The sequence below is a fragment of the Acidobacteriota bacterium genome (assembly GCA_035471785.1).
In the GTDB taxonomy this organism is placed as follows: Bacteria; Acidobacteriota; UBA6911; order RPQK01; family DATIPO01; genus JANQFM01.
In genome coordinates this window covers 14234-31551 of record DATIPQ010000083.1, presented here as the reverse complement: position 1 = coordinate 31551, position 17318 = coordinate 14234, and the positions used below count along the sequence as shown (strand labels likewise).

14 protein-coding genes are annotated in these 17318 nt (G+C 61.6%); 4 read left to right on the top strand and 10 right to left on the bottom strand.

Going from position 1 to position 17318, the window contains the following annotated elements:
• Nucleotides 1-17: 17 nt before the first annotated feature.
• Nucleotides 18-608 carry a response regulator transcription factor gene (locus VLU25_11785; protein ID HSR68610.1) on the bottom strand — a complete coding sequence of 197 codons (591 nt, stop codon included), beginning with the start codon at nucleotides 606-608 and terminating at the stop codon, nucleotides 18-20.
• Nucleotides 609-1790: 1182 nt separating this feature from the next.
• On the opposite strand from VLU25_11785, the gene VLU25_11780 reads away from it, so the two are divergent.
• Nucleotides 1791-2327 carry a helix-turn-helix transcriptional regulator gene (locus VLU25_11780; GenBank protein HSR68609.1) on the top strand — a complete coding sequence of 179 codons (537 nt, stop codon included), beginning with the start codon at nucleotides 1791-1793 and terminating at the stop codon, nucleotides 2325-2327.
• Between the two features lie 27 nt (nucleotides 2328-2354).
• Here VLU25_11780 and rlmD read toward each other — a convergent pair whose 3' ends face one another.
• Nucleotides 2355-3758, bottom strand: coding sequence for a 23S rRNA (uracil(1939)-C(5))-methyltransferase RlmD (gene rlmD, locus VLU25_11775; GenBank protein ID HSR68608.1), 1404 nt, complete (start codon nucleotides 3756-3758; stop codon nucleotides 2355-2357).
• Nucleotides 3759-3859: 101 nt separating this feature from the next.
• On the opposite strand from rlmD, the gene VLU25_11770 reads away from it, so the two are divergent.
• From VLU25_11770 to VLU25_11760, 3 genes are read left to right on the top strand one after another with little or no spacing between them, the layout of a single operon-like run.
• Complete coding sequence (locus VLU25_11770; protein ID HSR68607.1) at nucleotides 3860-5038, top strand: acyl-CoA dehydrogenase; 1179 nt, start codon at nucleotides 3860-3862, stop codon at nucleotides 5036-5038.
• Nucleotides 5035-6081, top strand: a complete 1047-nt coding sequence (gene mutY / locus VLU25_11765; protein HSR68606.1) for an A/G-specific adenine glycosylase — start codon at nucleotides 5035-5037, stop codon at nucleotides 6079-6081. Before VLU25_11770 ends, mutY begins: the two co-directional genes overlap by 4 nt.
• Before the next feature lie 57 nt (nucleotides 6082-6138).
• Complete coding sequence (locus VLU25_11760; GenBank protein ID HSR68605.1) at nucleotides 6139-7113, top strand: alpha/beta hydrolase-fold protein; 975 nt, start codon at nucleotides 6139-6141, stop codon at nucleotides 7111-7113.
• Nucleotides 7114-7374: 261 nt separating this feature from the next.
• Here VLU25_11760 and VLU25_11755 read toward each other — a convergent pair whose 3' ends face one another.
• The 8 genes from VLU25_11755 to VLU25_11720 all read right to left on the bottom strand — a co-directional run bounded on the left by VLU25_11755 (nucleotide 7375) and on the right by VLU25_11720 (nucleotide 17305).
• Nucleotides 7375-7911 carry a hypothetical protein gene (locus VLU25_11755; protein ID HSR68604.1) on the bottom strand — a complete coding sequence of 179 codons (537 nt, stop codon included), beginning with the start codon at nucleotides 7909-7911 and terminating at the stop codon, nucleotides 7375-7377.
• Between the two features lie 137 nt (nucleotides 7912-8048).
• Nucleotides 8049-8525 carry a CBS domain-containing protein gene (locus tag VLU25_11750; protein ID HSR68603.1) on the bottom strand — a complete coding sequence of 159 codons (477 nt, stop codon included), beginning with the start codon at nucleotides 8523-8525 and terminating at the stop codon, nucleotides 8049-8051.
• Between the two features lie 16 nt (nucleotides 8526-8541).
• Nucleotides 8542-9540, bottom strand: coding sequence for a dihydroorotate dehydrogenase-like protein (locus VLU25_11745; protein HSR68602.1), 999 nt, complete (start codon nucleotides 9538-9540; stop codon nucleotides 8542-8544).
• Nucleotides 9537-13088 (bottom strand): pyruvate:ferredoxin (flavodoxin) oxidoreductase, encoded by a 3552-nt coding sequence (gene nifJ / locus VLU25_11740; protein ID HSR68601.1) that lies wholly within the window; start codon nucleotides 13086-13088, stop codon nucleotides 9537-9539. The genes VLU25_11745 and nifJ overlap by 4 nt, the downstream gene beginning before the upstream one ends.
• A 108-nt stretch (nucleotides 13089-13196) precedes the next feature.
• Nucleotides 13197-13706, bottom strand: a complete 510-nt coding sequence (locus VLU25_11735) for a hypothetical protein (protein HSR68600.1) — start codon at nucleotides 13704-13706, stop codon at nucleotides 13197-13199.
• 128 nt (nucleotides 13707-13834) lie between these two features.
• Nucleotides 13835-14686, bottom strand: coding sequence for a LiaF domain-containing protein (locus VLU25_11730; GenBank protein ID HSR68599.1), 852 nt, complete (start codon nucleotides 14684-14686; stop codon nucleotides 13835-13837).
• 21 nt (nucleotides 14687-14707) lie between these two features.
• Complete coding sequence (locus VLU25_11725) at nucleotides 14708-16450, bottom strand: DUF4097 family beta strand repeat-containing protein (GenBank protein ID HSR68598.1); 1743 nt, start codon at nucleotides 16448-16450, stop codon at nucleotides 14708-14710.
• 3 nt (nucleotides 16451-16453) lie between these two features.
• Nucleotides 16454-17305, bottom strand: coding sequence for a DUF5668 domain-containing protein (locus VLU25_11720; GenBank protein ID HSR68597.1), 852 nt, complete (start codon nucleotides 17303-17305; stop codon nucleotides 16454-16456).
• Between the last annotated feature and the right edge of the window lie 13 nt (nucleotides 17306-17318).

The window sequence follows — 17318 nt, the reverse complement described above, 5'->3', positions numbered from 1 at the left end:
CGCCAAAGGGTCCCGCTTCACTCAGAACCGGAGGCCAGGCCGCTTTTCAGTTGGCCCAGGAATCGGGATCGGAGAAGGCCTTTTTCGTATCCGCACCAAACCGCTTTTCCGCGGCGGCCCACCTTGAGCTTGGCCAGAAGGTTGTGGACGTGATTTTTGACGGTGGAAGGAGAAATGTCGAGGCGCTGCGCGATTTCCTTGTTGCTCAACCCCTCGGCGATCAGCTCCAGGATCTCAAGTTCGCGAGGCGTCAGTTCGGGATCGGTGTCCATGGTCCCATCGCAGGACTTGACCAGCTCCTGAATCCGCGCCATGACCCTTGAAGCAATGTTGGGCGCGCACTTGAACTCATTGTTGTAGGCTGCCTCGATGACCCCCACCAAGTCGTCGAAGGACTCCTTCTTGAGCAGATATCCGCAGGCCCCGGATTGGACGTACTGCAGGATCTTCCGCTCGCAGTCCTCCAATCCCAGAATGAGGACCTTGACATTCGGGCAGACCGAGCGAAGCCTGCGGATGTTTGAGGGCAACCCCCCCGTGGATGGACCCGCTTCGACCAGCAACATGACGGATGACTCGCCGATGTCCTCGTGCCTGAGCCTGCTCATGCTGGTGGCCGAGCCGGTCACCAGAATCGAACTGTCGCCAAGCTGTTTTGAGAGAGCATCGAGCAAATATTGCCGTCCAATTACGAGGATAACGCGGAGATTGTTGTCTAGAGCTGTCTTTTGACCCATAGCCTTCTTCTCCTTCGGTGAAAATGGCGGCTGTCGGATCAACGCGACGTCCTAAGATTCTGAATGGCTGTGAGAATCTCCTCTTCAGTGGCGCTGTCAAGTTCCTGCACGAGTGTCTCTCGAGTGAGCAACAAGGGCTTCTGGTACCTTGGAACGACGATGAGAGCCATGTGCGGATTCTGATCTAGAAGATGACTGCAGATACCAGGAACTGCGGCATTCTCCGAAAACATCACCAGCAGGTCAGGCTGATAATTCTCAACCGCCAATAACGTCTCGACTGGATCGGATGTCCTCATTTCGGCAGCCAAATCAATGCCGCCATGTGTCCTGACGCGCGCCTTTAGCCTTTGAAAAAGCTCGGAGTCGCTGTCGGTAGTGAGTAGAAGGCGTGTTTGGACCACCAAACGGCTCCCTAGGGCCACCAAGTGGCCACCAAGTTCACACACGAATCAAGTTTCAGCGACCTAGCTGGAGGACCACTTGCTCTCGGCGGTATGAGGCTGCTCGCTAATTTTAGAAATATTATCAGGACTTTGCGCAACTTGCTATGGATCGAGTGGTCCAAAAAAGATTCAGATACCCCTTTGCGGGCTAACTCGGTTGGTACAGGATCCGGAGGCCGCCGCGTGCTTTGCCGGCTACCTGCCGTGACCAGGGACATCCAGTAAAGACGTACCTTTCAGAGGAGCTCGACGCTCCCGATGGAAGCCACTTCAACCTCCTGCTCATCCTCCTTGCGATAGGCCTGACCAACGTCCCGCAGGGTTGCTCAGGATTGCTGGCGATAGCTGTTTAGAGCTATATTTATTGCAATAGTGAACCGGGCTTGGTGTTGCCAGGCGGAAACTGCCTTAGGGGTTGGCCGCTTATTGGCCGGAATGTCAACACGGCGCCCTCCGTCCAGCGGCGAGGAAGCGAACGGTTCAGTTTCTTTCTTGGAAGAGATCCATGCTTTTTGTAGCCTGCACAGACAAATCGCGGAGTGCCATCGCCTCGGCAGCCAGGAAGGCCGGATTTCAAAAAACCGGGTTTCTGAACAAGGGCAACGATTTGCTTGCCTCAATCCGGCGCAATCATCCCCAAGCCGTAATCGTGGAAGACAGCTCGCTTGAATGCAAAAAAACCAAGTTCGTCAGTACTGTTACCAATTACCCAGGCATCAACATCATCCTTTGCGATCTCGAGACCTCTTCCGACCCCACCGTCTCCAGTTTTGCCGGGTCGCTTTACAGGTTGGACGGCTTCGCCCCCAAGGAGGTAGTGAGTTTCACTCACTGGCTGATGGACGAGAGCGCCGGATTGACGCCCCGCCTGACAAGCGCTCTCTTCGCCTGTCTCTCCGATCTCTCCTTTCAGAGGGAACAACTGAACGTGATGAGGTCGTTGAAGTTGACTCCCCGCGAGTTGGAAGTGCTTGGACATGTGGCCCGCGGACGAAGCAATGAAGAGATTTCGGGGTCCCTATGCGTTTCCAGACACACGGTGAGGAGGCACATCCACAAGATTCTGCGAAAGCTCAAGGTCCGCAATCGCACCGAGGCCGTAAATCTGGCCTATCGGAAGCGCTGGCTCCTGCTGACGGCCTGATCGGCTACGATTGCCGGCCGCTGAACCTCAGGCGCTCAGTTGCAGCGCCACCACGTTCTCGATGTGGTAGGTGTGGGGAAACATGTCAACCGGTTGAACGGCCTCTATTGTGTATCTTTGCGAGAGGATTTGCAGGTCGCGGGCCTGGGTGGCCGGGTTGCAGCTGATGTAGACGATGCGCGGGACGTTGCTTTCCAGCAGCGCTTTGGCCACGTCCTTGTGCAGTCCCGTGCGGGGCGGATCGAGCACCACCAGCGCGGGCAGCCCCAATTGCCGGGTGACGCCCGGCTGCAAAGCTTCCACGGCATCCATGGCCAGGAAGCGGCAGTTTTTCACGCCGTTGTCGAGGGCGTTGCGGGCGGCATCCTCGATGGCCCGCCGGTGCAGGTCAAAGCCCGTGATGTGGGCGGCCGAGTCGGAGAGGAAGAGGGAAACGGCTCCCACCCCGCAGTAAACGTCGAAGACCTTCTCGTCGCCCTTCAAGTCCGCCATTTGCCGGGCCACGCCGAAGAGCTGCTCGGCTTGCAGGCTGTTGGGCTGAAAAAACGTCGTGGGGGCAATGCGGAAGGTGTGGCCGCCGATCCGCTCCTGAATGGATCCCTCTCCATGGTAGACGGTCTCATCTCCTGAGGCCACCGGCGAACGGGTTTCGTTGACGCTGTTGACGAAGGTCGAAACCTGGTCGGGAAAGCGCTCCAGCAGCGCCTGGCAGATTTCCTCCATGCGTTCCGGTTCCGACCGCTTGGTGACCAGATTGACCAGGCGCTGGCCGCTGCGCTTGCCCTCGCGGATGACCAGGTTGCGCAAAAATCCCGCGTGGTTGCGCGTGTCGTAAGCGCTCCACCGGCGACGGCGGGCGAACTGACGCACGAAATTGACGATGGCGGCGCTGGTCTCGCTCTGCAAATGGCACTCGTGAAGATCGAGGATGCGGTCGAAGCGCTTGGGAATGTGCAGCCCCAAGGCGAAGTCGCGGTCGAAATCCTCTCCGCTCTCGATCTCCTCTCTGGTCAGCCAGCGGGCGTTGCCGAAACTGAACTCCATCTTGTTGCGGTAGTAGTAGATGTCGGGCGAAGCCAAGGTGGGCCGCACCTCCAGATCGCTAAGGCGTCCGATGCGCTGCAGCAAATCACCCACTTGGCGGCGCTTGGAATCCAACTGTCCCTGATAGTCGTAGTTCTGCCAGGTGCAGCCTCCGCAAACGCCGAAGTGGCCGCAGAGAGGATCGGTCCGCTGCTGCGACGGCTCCAATACCTCCTCCACAACAGCCTCGGCGTGACGCTTCTTCTTGCGGATGACCAGGCCTCTTATGCGGTCGCCGGGTACGCCGTTGCGCACGAAGATCACCATGCCTTCATGGCGCGCCACCGAGGACCCCTCGAAAGCCGCCGACTCGATCTCCAATTCCAGCGTCTGACCTTTCTTGACCATGGCCGTCGATGATAGCAGAGGCGGCCTTCGGTCCGGGATGGCACAATGATAAAATGGCCTTTTAGGAGCCTTTAGGCCTTGACAAGGAGGAGATACATATTATGGTCGTCGTAGAAGCCCAAGAAAGACCTGTGCCCCTGACCGTGCTGAGCGAGGAAGAAGAGCTCTTCCGGGAGACGGTCGCCGATTTCGCCAAAACCAACCTCAAGCCCCACGTCGAGGAGATGGATCAGGAGGGCAAGTTCCGTCGCGAGTTGGTGGAGGAGTTTTTTCAGTTGGGACTGATGGGGATCGAGATTCCCGAAGAGTACGGCGGCGCCGCCACCAGCTTCTTCATGTCCATCCTGGCGGTGGAAGAAATGAGCGTGGTCGACCCCTCCGCCGGAGTCATCGTGGACGTCCAGAACACCCTGGTCAACAACGCCTTGATGCGATGGGCTTCAGAGGAACAGAAGTCGCGCTACTTGCCCAAGATGGCCGCCCAATGGGTGGGAGCCTACGCCCTCTCCGAGGCCGGGTCCGGGTCGGACGCCTTCAAGATGACCTGCCGGGCCGCCAAGGCCGGCGACGACTGGGTGCTCAACGGCCAGAAGCTTTGGATTACCAACGCCATGGAAGCCGACCTCTTCATCGTCTTCGCCCAAACCGATCCCGAAAAGGGCTACAAGGGCATCACCGCCTTCCTGGTTGAAAAAGACATGGACGGCTTCTCGGTGGGCAAGAAAGAAGACAAGCTGGGCATCCGCGCTTCCTCCACCTGCGAGATCATCCTCGAGGACTGTCATGTGCCTGAGGACAATGTGCTGGGTCCGGTGGGCAAGGGATACAAGATCGCCATCGAGACCCTCAACGAAGGCCGCATCGGCATCGGCGCCCAGATGATCGGCCTGGCCCGCGGAGCGCTGGAATGCGCACTCGACTATTCCCAGGAGCGGGAGGCCTTCGGACGCAAGATCGCCGACTTCCAGGGCGTCCACTTTCCTTTGGCCGAAGCCGCCGCCGAGCTGGAAGCGGCCCGCTTGATGGTCTACAACTGCGCCCGCCTCAAAGACGCCGGACGCCCCTTCGTGAAAGAAGCCGCCATGTGCAAGTACTTCACTTCGCAGGTGGCCGAGCGGGTGGCCTCGGTGGCGTTGGAAACCTATGGCGGATACGGGTACACTAAGGAATACCCGGTGGAGAAGTACTTCCGCGATGCCAAGATCGGCAAGATCTACGAAGGCACATCCAACATGCAGTTGGCCACCATCGCCAAGCTCCTGCTGGCTGAGCGCGCATGATCGAAGACCTGGCGCTCCCATTGCTGCAATGGTACGCCTCGGCGCGCAGGGAACTTCCCTGGCGCGCCAATCCCGACCCCTACTGGGTTTGGCTGTCCGAGATCATGCTGCAGCAGACCCAGATCAAGGCCGCCCTCCCTTACTTCGAGCGCTTTATCGAGGCTTATCCCGACATCGAGGCCCTGGCCGCCGCCGACATCGATGAGGTGCTGACCCTTTGGTCGGGATTGGGCTACTACCGCCGGGCCCGCAACCTGCACAAGGCGGCCCGGGCCATCTGCCGCCGGCACGGCGGACGCTTCCCCCGCGCCTATGAGGACGTGCTGGCCCTGCCCGGCATCGGACGCTACACCGCCGGCGCCATCTGCTCCATCGCCTTCAACCAGCCCCACCCCGTGGTGGACGGCAACGTGCGCCGCGTCATGGCCCGCTACCTGGCCGTCGAGGAGGAACTCAAGGGCAAGAGGCTGGAGGAAATCTGGAGCCGGCTGCAAGACTGTGTGGAAGACCAGCGCGTGCGTCCTCGGGTGGCCGACTTCAATCAAGCCCTGATGGAACTGGGAGCCCTGATCTGCACTCCCCGCTCCCCCGACTGCCGCCGTTGTCCCCTTCAAGGCAGTTGCCGCGGTCTGGAGAAGGGAATCGCTCAGGACCTGCCGGTCAAGTCAAAGCGGCGCAAGGTCGAGGAGTTTCATTTTCTGGTGGCGGTGGCCCGCCGTGATGAAGAGTTCCTGCTCCACCGCGACGACAGCGCCCCTTTCCTCAAGGGATTGTGGGAGTTTCCCCGCGTCGATCTGCCCCGCGACGCCCACGACCTGTCGGTCTTTTCAAGGCATCACAAACTGCGCTTCAAGCGCCTGCAATCGCTGGCTCCCGTCCGCCACCAGATCACCTTCCGCAAACTGCATTTCCACCCGGTGACGGTCAGTTTGCAAGGTCCCTTGCCACCGGGCGACTATGCCTGGGCCGGCCTCAACCAACCCGGCTACCCCGTCCCCGCTTACGTCACCAAGATCGAGTCCGCCGCCCGCCTGCTCTTTTGAGCCGAGCCTTGGAAGAAATGGAACGAAGCGGCGAGTGACGGGTATAATCCGTCAGTGATGAAAAACAGCGTCAAAGCTAAGGTGCGTTGGCTTGGGGTGGCCGTGGCCGCGGCGGCTCTTTGCGGCTCGCTGTGGGCCCAGCCCAGGCGGATGGAGAATCCCGAAACGATCCAACTGCCCGCAGGAGCACGGGTGGAGTTCGACACCTTCTCGTCGGAGTCGATGGGAGAGAGCGTCGATTACAGCGTCTTTCTGCCGCCCTCCTACGACAAGGCCCCGGAGCGCCGCTTTCCAGCCGTCTACTTCCTGCACGGACTCTTCAACGACCACACCAGTTGGGCCGTCGAACGCTACGGCAACATTCCCGAGCGGCTGGCCCAGTTGATGCTGGACGGCACCTTGCCCGAGTTCCTGATCATCAATCCCTCCGGCGGACGCGGCTTTTACACCGACACCCATGACGGGTCGGTGCACTACGAAAGGGCCATCTACGAAGACGTCATCAAGGCCGCCGAAGAACGCTACCGCCTGCGCAGCGAGCGTTCGGCACGGGCCCTGGGCGGCACCTCGATGGGCGGATACGGAGCCCTCAAGATCGCCTTCAGGCAGCCCCAGCTCTTCAGCGCCGTGGCGGCGGGCTCGCCCATCGTTCTGCTGGGCGACGACCCGCTGGCCTCCATTCCCGACGACGAAGGAAGGCTGTCCCAGTACCTGCGCCGACTGGTGGGCGGACTCTACGGATCGCCGGTCAACACCGAACATTGGCTGGCCAACAGCCTCGAGAAGCTGGCCCAAGAGGCCTCGCTGGACGACGGTCTCGGCATCTATTTCTTCTACGGAACCGCCGACCGCTACGGTCAAGCCCTGCCGCTGGAAGAAGGCGTGCGCAAGCTTCATCAGATTCTCGACCAGCGAGGCATCGAGCACCGCTTCGAAATCATCGAGCAAGGACCCCACGGCTGGGACCTGGTGGTGCAGAAGCTGGACGACATGTTCGCCTTCCTCAGCCGATCTTTCCGCCAGGTCGACTGACCCTAATGCAGTGCGTCAGGAGTTTTGAGCCACCCTGTGGCGTTATCCCACGCTTTCAGCGTTCGCACCTTTGCCGTCTGCAACCCAGGGTGGCGCCACCGTCTCGCTTGCGCTCGCCGGGGCTGACCCTGGGCTGGCGAATCGCTCGCCTTCAGCGAGCCCGGACTTGACTTTGAACACAGTCGCTGGGCTGGCGAATCTGTCCCTGTCAGGGACAAAAAACGGCGGCCCTGGCTCAGAACTTATGACCGGCAGCACTAGCTACCGGGTCTGCTGCCGGGTATGGCGACGCATGCTGCTGTGCTCTTGGCCATGCTCGTCACGCCAGGTCCACTGGCTGGTGAAATGATCGTCATCCTGGAAGCGGAAAACGGCACGGTGGATGTGGCCTTCGTGATCTCCCCGCTGCGGCGTCTCGAATTCAAACTCCACCATCTCGTCGCTGATACGGCGGGCCGCCAGGCGGGGCTGGGTGCCGGAGGTGCAGTAGTGATCGAGGAAGAGACGTCCCCCGTTGACGTAGATGGCGCTCACCATCATCGCCTGTTCGGGACTCGCGAAGGCGCCCCGCTCCGAAGGCGCGTGCAAGAAGTGCTCGAAGAGCGCCGTACCGCCCGAGTAAAGGCGATAGCTCACTTCGGTCGATTCGCCGCCATCGACCTCAGCTTTCCATTCGCCCTCCAGTCTCTTCATGAGCTCAAAGCCCTCTTGAGCCGATCCCTCTTCTTGCGCCCACAGCGGCAGGGTCAGCACTGCCAGCAACAAAACCGTGATCATTCCCGTCACTCTCGTGCTCATCGGTAAACCGTCCTTTCTCAGTTTGATAAAAAACATTTTATCAATCAGCATCGATTTGTCAAGAGCTCATTTCAAAGCGGCTGAGAAGAGTGGCGAACTGTGGGGGGCGCGCATCCCTGCGGAGGTCGTGCCACAGGTCAGTCTTCATCTTCATCCCGGGCCAGGATGCTCAGCAGATCGAGGGTGGTGATGATGCCGGCGATGGCATCTCCTTTGGTGACGAAGAGACGGTGGACGCGCCCGGCGATCATGGCGCGGGCGATATATTTGACGGGCGTGTCGTGAGGCACGGTGTAGACGGTAGGAGTCATCACGTCGCGCACCAGAGTGCCCCCGTTATCGATTTGCAGTGAATCGAGGTCCTCGGCGTTGAGCTTGTCCTCCCACCCTTGCAGATAGTCGGCGGAGGCGGACAGGCTTTCGTCCCCTTCGGCGGCATGGGCGGCGATGTCGGAGTAGGAGATGACCCCCACCGCGGAGCCGTCGCCATCCACCACAGGCGCTCCCGAGATGGCATTGCCGGCCAGGATGGAGGCGGCTGTCTGCAAGGTCATGTCGTCGCGGACCTTGATGACTTCGCGGTTCATCAGTTCATAGGCTTGAATCTCACGCATGGCGGACCCCTTCCTGTCAGTTCACCCGGTAGGTGCGCAGCGCCCTCATGTAGTTGGCGCGTTCAAAAGCCGCCGGATCGGGGCAGGACCGCTGCGAGAGGCTGCCTCTCATCTGGCGGACCGAATCGTACTCTCGTTCCTGCATCCATTCTACTAGCTCGGAGAGGACTTCTCGAACATGATCGATTCCGTTTCGCAGCAGGGCTGAGCAGAGCATGGCCACGTCGGCGCCGGCCATAACCATCTTGAGTGCGTCCTGAGCCGTGTGGACGCCTCCCGTGCCCGCCAGGCTGCACTGCAGATGACCGAACAGGATGGCGATCCAGCGCAGCGGCAGGCGTAGCGACTGGGAATTGCTCAGCAGCACGTTGGGGACCACCTCCAGCTCCTCCAAATCGATGTCGGGCTGGTAGAAGCGGTTGAAGAGCACCAGTCCGTCGGCCCCCGCCAGGTCGATGCTGCGGGCCAAGTGGGCCATGGCGCTGAAGAAGGGAGAGAGCTTGACGGCCAGCGGTATGCTGACGCTGGAGCGCACCTGCCTGATCACTTCCAGGTAGCGCCGCTCGATCTCCTGGCCCGACACTTCGGGATCGGTAGGAAGGTAGTAGAGGTTGAGTTCCAGGGCCGCGGCGCCGGCTTCTTCGATCAGTTGGGCATACTTGGTCCAACCCCCCAGGGAATGCCCGTTGAGACTGCCGATGACCGGGATGTCGACGGCTTCCACGGCGTGCTGAATGTGCTTGCAGTATTCCTCCGGCCCCAATTTGAAGTACTCGGGTTCCGGGAAGTAGCTGAGCGATTCGGCATAGCTCTCGGTGCCTTGGGTGAGATGGTGGTGCAGTTCGTAGGACTCGTGGGTAATCTCCTCTTCGAAAAGCGAGTAGTTGACCACGGCGGCAACGCCGGCATCCTCCAGGCGGCGGTAGTTGTCGAGGCTCTCGGAGAGCGGAGAGGCCGAGGCCACCAGCGGATTTTTGAGTTGCAATCCAAGGTAGGAGGTCGTCAGGTCGGTCATGTGTTCACCTCCGGGCGCTGAGCCATTTCTTCATAAAGGCGCCGTTTGCGGGCCAGGTCCTGGCGGGCCATATCCAGCAGATGGCGGGCCTTGGCGGGATCGGTCTTGCTCAGCATCTTAAAACGGTTTTCACGGTAGGCATAGTCCTTGAAGTCAAGCTTGGGTTTGCGCGAATCGAGTTGGAAGGGGTTGTGACCATCCTCCTCGCGGCGCGGGTCGAAGCGGTAGAGGGGCCAGTAGCCGCACTCCACGGCCGCCTTCTGGTTCTGATTGGCGGTGGTCATGTCGATGCCGTGGGCTATGCAGTGGGAGTAGGCGATGATGAGCGAGGGGCCGGGATAGCTTTCCGCTTCCAGAAAGGCCTTGAGGGTGTGCTCGTCCTTGGCTCCCATGGCGACCGAGGCCACGTAGACGTGGCCGTAGGACATGGCGATCCGCCCAAGGTCTTTCTTGGGAAGCGGCTTGCCCCCGGCGGCGAACTTGGCCACTGCCCCCAGCGGCGTGGCCTTGGACATCTGTCCCCCGGTGTTTGAGTAGACTTCAGTATCCAGCACCAGCACGTTGACGTCGCGTCCCGAAGCCAGCACGTGATCGAGTCCTCCGAAGCCGATGTCGTAGGCCCACCCGTCGCCGCCGATAATCCACAAGCTCTTTTTGACCAGCATATCGGCCAGCGAAAGCAGCCTCAGGGCTTGGGGAGAATCCATCTGCTCCAGCTTCCCTTTGAGTTGCTCCACCCTGCGGCGCTGCTCGAAAATGCCTGCTTCGTCGCTTTGTCGGGCTCGCAGGATCTCCTGGGCCAGCTCTGCCCCGATCTGTGGCGCCAGTTGCTCGACCAGCTTGCGGGCGCTGTCGGTCTGCTTGTCGAGAGCCAGCCGCATGCCCAATCCGAACTCGGCGTTGTCTTCGAAAAGCGAATTCGACCAGGCCGGCCCTCGTCCTTGGGAGTTGCGGGTCCAGGGAGTGGTGGGCAGGTTTCCGCCGTAGATGGAGGAGCAGCCGGTGGCGTTGGCCACCAGGGCCCGGTCGCCGAAAAGTTGGGTCATCAGCTTGATGTAGGGTGTCTCGCCGCACCCGGCGCAAGCGCCTGAGAACTCGAAGAGCGGCTCCAGCACCTGAGCCTGGCGGACGCGCTGATGATTGACCTGCCCGCGCTCGATGTCGGGGATCTGCAAAAAGAAGTCCCAGTTGCCCTTTTCCTGCTCGCGCAGCGGACGCTGAGGACGCATGTTGATGGCCTTGAGCCGCGCTTCGGACTTGTTGCGGGCGGGGCAGACGTCGACGCACACCGCGCATCCCGTGCAGTCTTCGGGAGCCACCTGGATGGTGTACTTGAGCTCCTTCCACTCCTTGTCCCGGGCCGGACAGGAGAGGAATGACTGGGGCGCGCCCTCCAGATGGGCGGGGTCGTAGACCTTGATGCGGATCACCGAATGGGGACACACCATGGCGCACTTGCCGCACTGGATGCAGACGTCCGGATCCCACACGGGAATCTCCTGAGCGATGTTGCGCTTCTCCCAGCGCGCCGTCCCCGAGGGGTAGGTCCCGTCGCAGGGCAGCGCGCTGACGGGAAGCTGGTCGCCGCGCCCGGCCATGATTTCGCCCGTCACTTGACGCACGAACTCCGGCGCCTGCTCGGGCACGGCCAGGGGAAGGGTCAGGTCGCCTCGGGGCTGACTCGGAATCTCGACCTGGTGAAGGTTCTCCAGGGCCTGCTCGACGGCCTGGAAGTTCATGCGCAGCACCTGCTCGCCCCGCTTGCCGTATGACTTTCGGATGGAGTCCTTGACGGCCTCGACGGCCTCCCCCCGGGGCAGTATGCCGCTGAGGGCGAAGAAGCACGTCTGCATGACCGTGTTGATGCGCACTCCCAGGCCGATGCGCCGGGCCGTGGCGTAGGCATCGATGACATGCAGGCGCAGCCTCTTGTCGATGATCACCTGCTGCACCTCGCGCGGAATACGTTGAAAAACCTCCTCGGGGCCGAAGGGGCTGTTGAGCAGGAACAGCGAACCCTGCTCAGCCTGGCTGAGCATGTCGTACTTGCCCAGGAATCCGAACTGATGGCAAGCCACGAAGTTGGGACGGTGAATGAGGTAGGTCGAATGAATGGGCCGCGGGCCGAAGCGCAGGTGGGAGACGGTGACCGAACCGGCTTTCTTGGAGTCGTAGACGAAGTATCCCTGCACGTGATGGCTGGTCTTCTCGCCGATGATCTTGATGGAGTTCTTGTTGGCGCTGACGGTTCCGTCCGAGCCCAGGCCGTAAAAGACGGCCCGGGTCACGTCGTCAGGCTCGGTGGAAAAATCCTCATCGTAGTCGAGGCTGGTGTGGGTCAGGTCGTCGTTGATGCCCACCGTAAAATGGTTCTTGGGTTTGGCCGACTTGAGTTCATCGAAGACCGCCTTGATCATGGCCGGGGTGAACTCCTTGGAAGACAGCCCGTAGCGTCCCCCGATGACGCGGGGCATGCCGGCACCGTTGTTCTGGGCCCTCTCGGCCAGCGCTTCTACAACGTCCAGGTAGAGAGGCTCGCCCGAGGCTCCCGGTTCTTTGGTGCGGTCGAGGACGGCGATGGACCCGACGCCGTCGGGAAGGGCCTCGAGGAAAGCCCGGGCCGCAAAAGGACGGTAGAGGCGCACCTTGAGGCACCCCACCTTCTCGCCCTGGGCTTGCAGGTGCTCGACGGTTTCCTGGGCCGCCTCGCAACCCGATCCCATGAGGACGATGACGCGTTCGGCGTCGGGTGCGCCCAGGTAGTCGAAGAGGCGGTAGCGGCGTCCCGTCAACTGGGCGAAGCGCTGCATGACGTCCTCTACGATCCGGGGACAGCGCTGGTAGTAGGCGTTGACGCTTTCGCGGGCCTGAAAGAAGACGTCGGGATTCTGGGCCGTGCCCCGTATCACGGGCCGGTCCGGGGTGAGCGCCCGCCGCCGATGAGCTTCCACCAGCTTCTCGTCCACCATGGCTTTGACCACTTCGGCTTCGGGCAGAGCGGCCTGGGAAATCTCGTGAGAGGTGCGGAAGCCGTCGAAGAAATGCAGGAAGGGAATGCGGCTTTCAAGGGTGGCGGCCTGAGCGATCAGGGCCATGTCGGCGGCTTCCTGCACCGAGGCCGAAGCCAGCAGCGCCCACCCCGTGGCCCGCACCGCCATCACGTCGGAATGATCTCCGAAGATGGAAAGGGCCTGGGCCGCCAGCGAACGGGCCGCCACGTGGAAGACGGCCGGGGTCAACTCTCCGGCGATCTTGTACATGTTGGGGATCATCAACAGCAACCCCTGGGAAGCCGTGAAGGTGGTCGTGACCGCTCCCGCCTGCAGCGCCCCGTGGACGGCTCCGGCGGCTCCGCCTTCCGACTGCATCTCCTGCACCAGAGGAACCGATCCCCACACGTTGGGCTGGCCCGCCGAAGCCCACTGGTCGGCCAATTCGCCCATGGGCGAAGAAGGAGTGATGGGATAAATGGCGATCACCTCGCTGGTCTGGTAGGCCATGGAGACAGCCGCCTGATTTCCGTCCAGAATAGTGGTCTTGTTGCTCATGATGATACCTCCTAGACAGCAACACCGGTGCCCGAACAAACCCCTCCACTAGCGCCCTTTCACGGCGGGACCAGCGCAATCCCTGGGGCATTTGCCCCAGGCAAGCCGTCAAAAGCCGGAATCGAGCAGCGATGGGATGAGTGTTTTGAGGGTGAGGGCCAGCCGGTCGAGGTTGGAGTCGAGGTGTTTCCAGAAGTCGGTCAGGCGGGACCGGGAGGTGTCCGACACCACTTTAAGGGCCAGGACGGGTACTTGCAGGTTGGCGGCGGTGCGCAGGGCGGCGGCGCATTCCATATCGCAGACAGCGGCGCCGGTCTTCAAGTGGAGGCGTTTGCGGGCCGAGGGGAGAAGCACGGGCCGCGCCACGGTCAAACCCAGGTCGGTCAATGTCAGCAGTCCGGGTCCCAGCTTCTGCGCTTGCAAAGCCGCGGCGGCCAGCAGCGCCTCATCATGGGGGTGGAGAGATCCGTCTTGAAAGCGCCAGGCCCGCGGCAAGACCACCTGGCCCATGTTCAGCGAGGGATCCAGCCCGCCGGCCGTTCCCGTGAAGATGAGCAGGCGGGGGCGTCGCTCGCTCAACAAGGCGGCCAGCCTGCTCTCGCTGCGCCGCGCTCCCACTCCGGTGTGACGGAAATCGAGCCTTTGAGAAAGTTCGGGACTGCCCGCCTGTTCGGTCAGGCGCCGTTGCAGGCGGACGGTTTCTCGCCTGAGAGCGCAAGCGATGAGAATGGTGTCGTCAGGCGCGCTTAGATCCAGTTGATCTCGACTCCCCCGATCCCGGTTTCCAGCCTGATGGAGATGACTTTGCGGGCATCGTCGATGTTGTTGCTGCGGTAGCGGCCGCCGCCTTCCTTCTGGAAGTCGTTCAAGTCGAGTCCCGAGAGAAAGCTCTCGGAGGCCCGAAGGCGCACGCCGACGTCGCGGGGAATGCGGATTTCCACACCGCCCACGCCCACTTCGATCTCGATTTCACCCGGGTTCTCCCAGGCTCCCGAGAAGTCCAGCTCGGCTCCTCCCACGCCTCCCTCGAAGCGCATGCTCTCAAAATTGAGGTTGCCCAGGCCGGTGGCCTCCAGGGCACCGACGCCGGCCTCGATCTTGAAGCTCTTGCAGCGCACGGGATTGGCGGTCAGCATGGTCAGCCGGGTGGCGCCTACGCCCGAGGCGAGGCGCAGTTCCTCGACTTTCATGTCGGAGAGATCGATTCTGGCTTCGCCCACGCCGGCTTTGGTCGTCAGGGCCAGGACGGCCTGGGGGTTGAGGCGCAGGTCGAGTTCGTTTTTGCCGCGCGCGGTGCCGCTGGAGGTCTTCTCCAAGGTGACCTTCAGTTTGGCGGTATCTCCATCGCGGGACATTGAGACCTTGGGCTCGTAGGCTTCTTTGTTGTAGCGGGCGTCAAGCTTGTAGGTGAAGTCGTTTTCACCGGGTTGGATCATGAGCTCTCCAACCGACATGTCGACCTCCGCCTGCAAGCGGGTTTCGCCCTGAGACGGTTCAGATGACTTCATGTCTGCGTAGGTTACCTTCCCGAAATCGCCGATTTGAATGCAGGAAGCAGTCAGCAAGAGCAGGCTTGCCAGGGTCAGTTTCTGAATCATTTCTATTCCTTTCATACCGCCTCATCCGACGGCCTTGATGCGGATCCCAGCGAATCGGTTCTGCAGGCGGATTTCGACGCCCCCCTCTCCCTGCGAGAAGCGCAGCGCTTCATCGCTTTCCTCAATGTTGCCGAAGTCCGATTCGATCTTGGCTCCCTGAGTCTGGGCAGTCAGGTTGAAGGCGGCCTGGCGGGGGATCTCGAGCACCAGCGCTCCATTGCTGTTCTCGACCAGAAAAGCTCCCCGCAGCGGAGTCCGGGCCCCCACCCGGATGTCTCCGTTGGTGTTCTGCACATCCAGGGGGCCGGGGACCTCTTCTATGCTGATGTCGCGCAGACTGGTGTGGGCCACCAGCGGGCCGTTGATCCGCTCCGCTTGCAGGCCGATGCTTTCTCCGCGGACGGTGAGTCCCCCTTGCAGGTCTTCGGCCAGGATGTCGAAATGGCGCCCGTCGATCTCCACCAGTCCGGCGATTTCGTTGAGCCTGACCGAATCGCAATTATTGGTTGAGAGGCGCAGAGTGCCTCCCAGCGCGCGGGCCTCGAAGTCCTTGTAGGAGTTGCTCACGGTCACGTCGCTGCTGATGTCGGAGAGGCTGACCTGAGAGCCGACGGCGTCGATCTCGACGATCCCCTCGATGTCGTTGAGGCGCACGCTGCCGTGGTAGTTGGAAAGGCGCATGTCGCCGTCTACGCTTTGGGCCCTGATCTCTTCGTGCTGGGTGGAAAGCTGCACCAGACCGGTGACGTCTTCGGCGTGCACCGAGCCGCGTTCGTTGCTGACCGTGAGATCGCCGTTGATACGCCGGACCAGCACTGGTTCACGGCGGCTGGTGATGTCGACCGATCCGTCGATGAATTCGGCCACCACTTCGCCGCGGTTGTTTTCCAGCTTGACCGGGGCCTTCATGCGCGAGGCCCGCAGGTAGCCGTAGCCGTTGACGGCTTGCAGGGGCATGTCGTCCGGCAAGGTGATGACCATGTCGGTGCGGAAGCGGAGGTTGCTGGAGACCGAGCTGCGATTGGTGGAGATCCGCAACACCCCCTCCGACACCTCGCTTTGCAGGCGGATGCGGTCTGCCACCTCCCGAGCCTCGCTTCTTCGCGATTCATTGACGATCTTGACCAACTCGACCCGCACGCCCTCTTGCCCCTCTCCGCCCGAAATGCGCACGTCGCCGTAAAGGTTGGCTACGTGAATGCTGGTGGCTCCTTCCAGGTCGACCGAATAGGCTTCTTGCCAGCGGGGCGCGCGCTCCCAGCGGTCGTCTCGCTCCAGGAAGGGAGGCAGAAGGTTCCAATGGGCATCGTCGATGGTGCGGGCCGAGAGGCCGATGAAGATGAGGACGATGATGCCGAAGATCTCGCCGCCCCGAAAGCGCATGGCCGTCCCCAGGCGGAAGTAGTCGATAATCTTGCCCAGCCCGAAGGTCACGATGACGAGCGGCCAGTAGAAGGCGAAAAGGGGCAGAAAGTCGTACTCCCACAAGAAGTCGAGGGCGATGACGGTGCCCAGGAAGGTGAAGAAGAGTCCACCCAGCAGGCTGGTCTTGTCGGCGTTGTTGGCGGCTTCCTGGGGGTCCCAGGTGTAATGGCGCACCAGCTTGGTCAAGCCGATCCATAGGAAAAAGGCGGGGATGATCAGGCGCAGAATCTCGATGACCGAGATGTCCCAGTCCATGACCTGGTAGAGGAAGAAAAAGACCCCTACGCCGATCAGGATCACCCCGGTGGTCAGAGTTGAAAGACTTCGTCGTCCAGCCATGGTTCAGCTCTCCTTGCCTTCTGCCTCGTGGTCCTCTTGGTCCGCTTGGGGGGAGGAGGACTCGGAAGCGGTTTGCCGGGTCGGGGCGGGTGGCTGGGGCGGCTCGCTTTCCGGCGCTGCACTCGGCACCTCGGGCTCAGGCGGCGCTGAGGCTTGAGGAGGCTGAGGCGGCGCAGCGGCAGCGCTTCCCCCGTAGGCGTTGCCGGCAGGTCTTCCGCCATGGGAAGCCTGAGTCTGCTGCTCTCCGTTTTCGCCGCGCCGGTAAAAATCGAAGATCAGATAGACTCCGATGGCCACGAAGACCAGCGGCCACAGATAGTCGAACAAGTCGCGGATGCTGACCAGGCGCAGGTTGTCGAGAAAGAAGAGCGCTCCCAGGCCGATCAGGGCGATGCCCCAGATGGGAACGTTTTCGCGGGCTCCATTTCCCACGGGCTGGCCCGTTTGGGCTCGGCGTATCTTGCGCCTGATGATGTCTTGAGCCGAACGGTAGGCGTCGACGATGGTGTAGAGGTAAAAGACGATGGAGGCGAAAATGAAGATCACCGAATAGTCGGCCAGCATGACCAGTCCGGCGAAGATGGCGAAGTGTTGCACGGCCTTGACGTATTGGTTGTTGTAGACGGCCCCCAGTCCGGGCAGAAGTCCGAAAAGCGCGGCCCGTCCGGCCGAGTAGTTGCTGAGGTCGGATTCGCTGGCCAGTCCGGCCAGTTCGGCGCCCGCCACCAGGCAGTCGGTACAGTAGTAGCGACCCTTGATGGAGTGGGCCCGCTCGATGGGTTGCGGCAGTCCGCAAGAGTGACACTGCACCTTGCGGCCCTGCTGCGAATCGCTGGGATTGGATTGGGTAGTCATAGTTTCTCTAGTC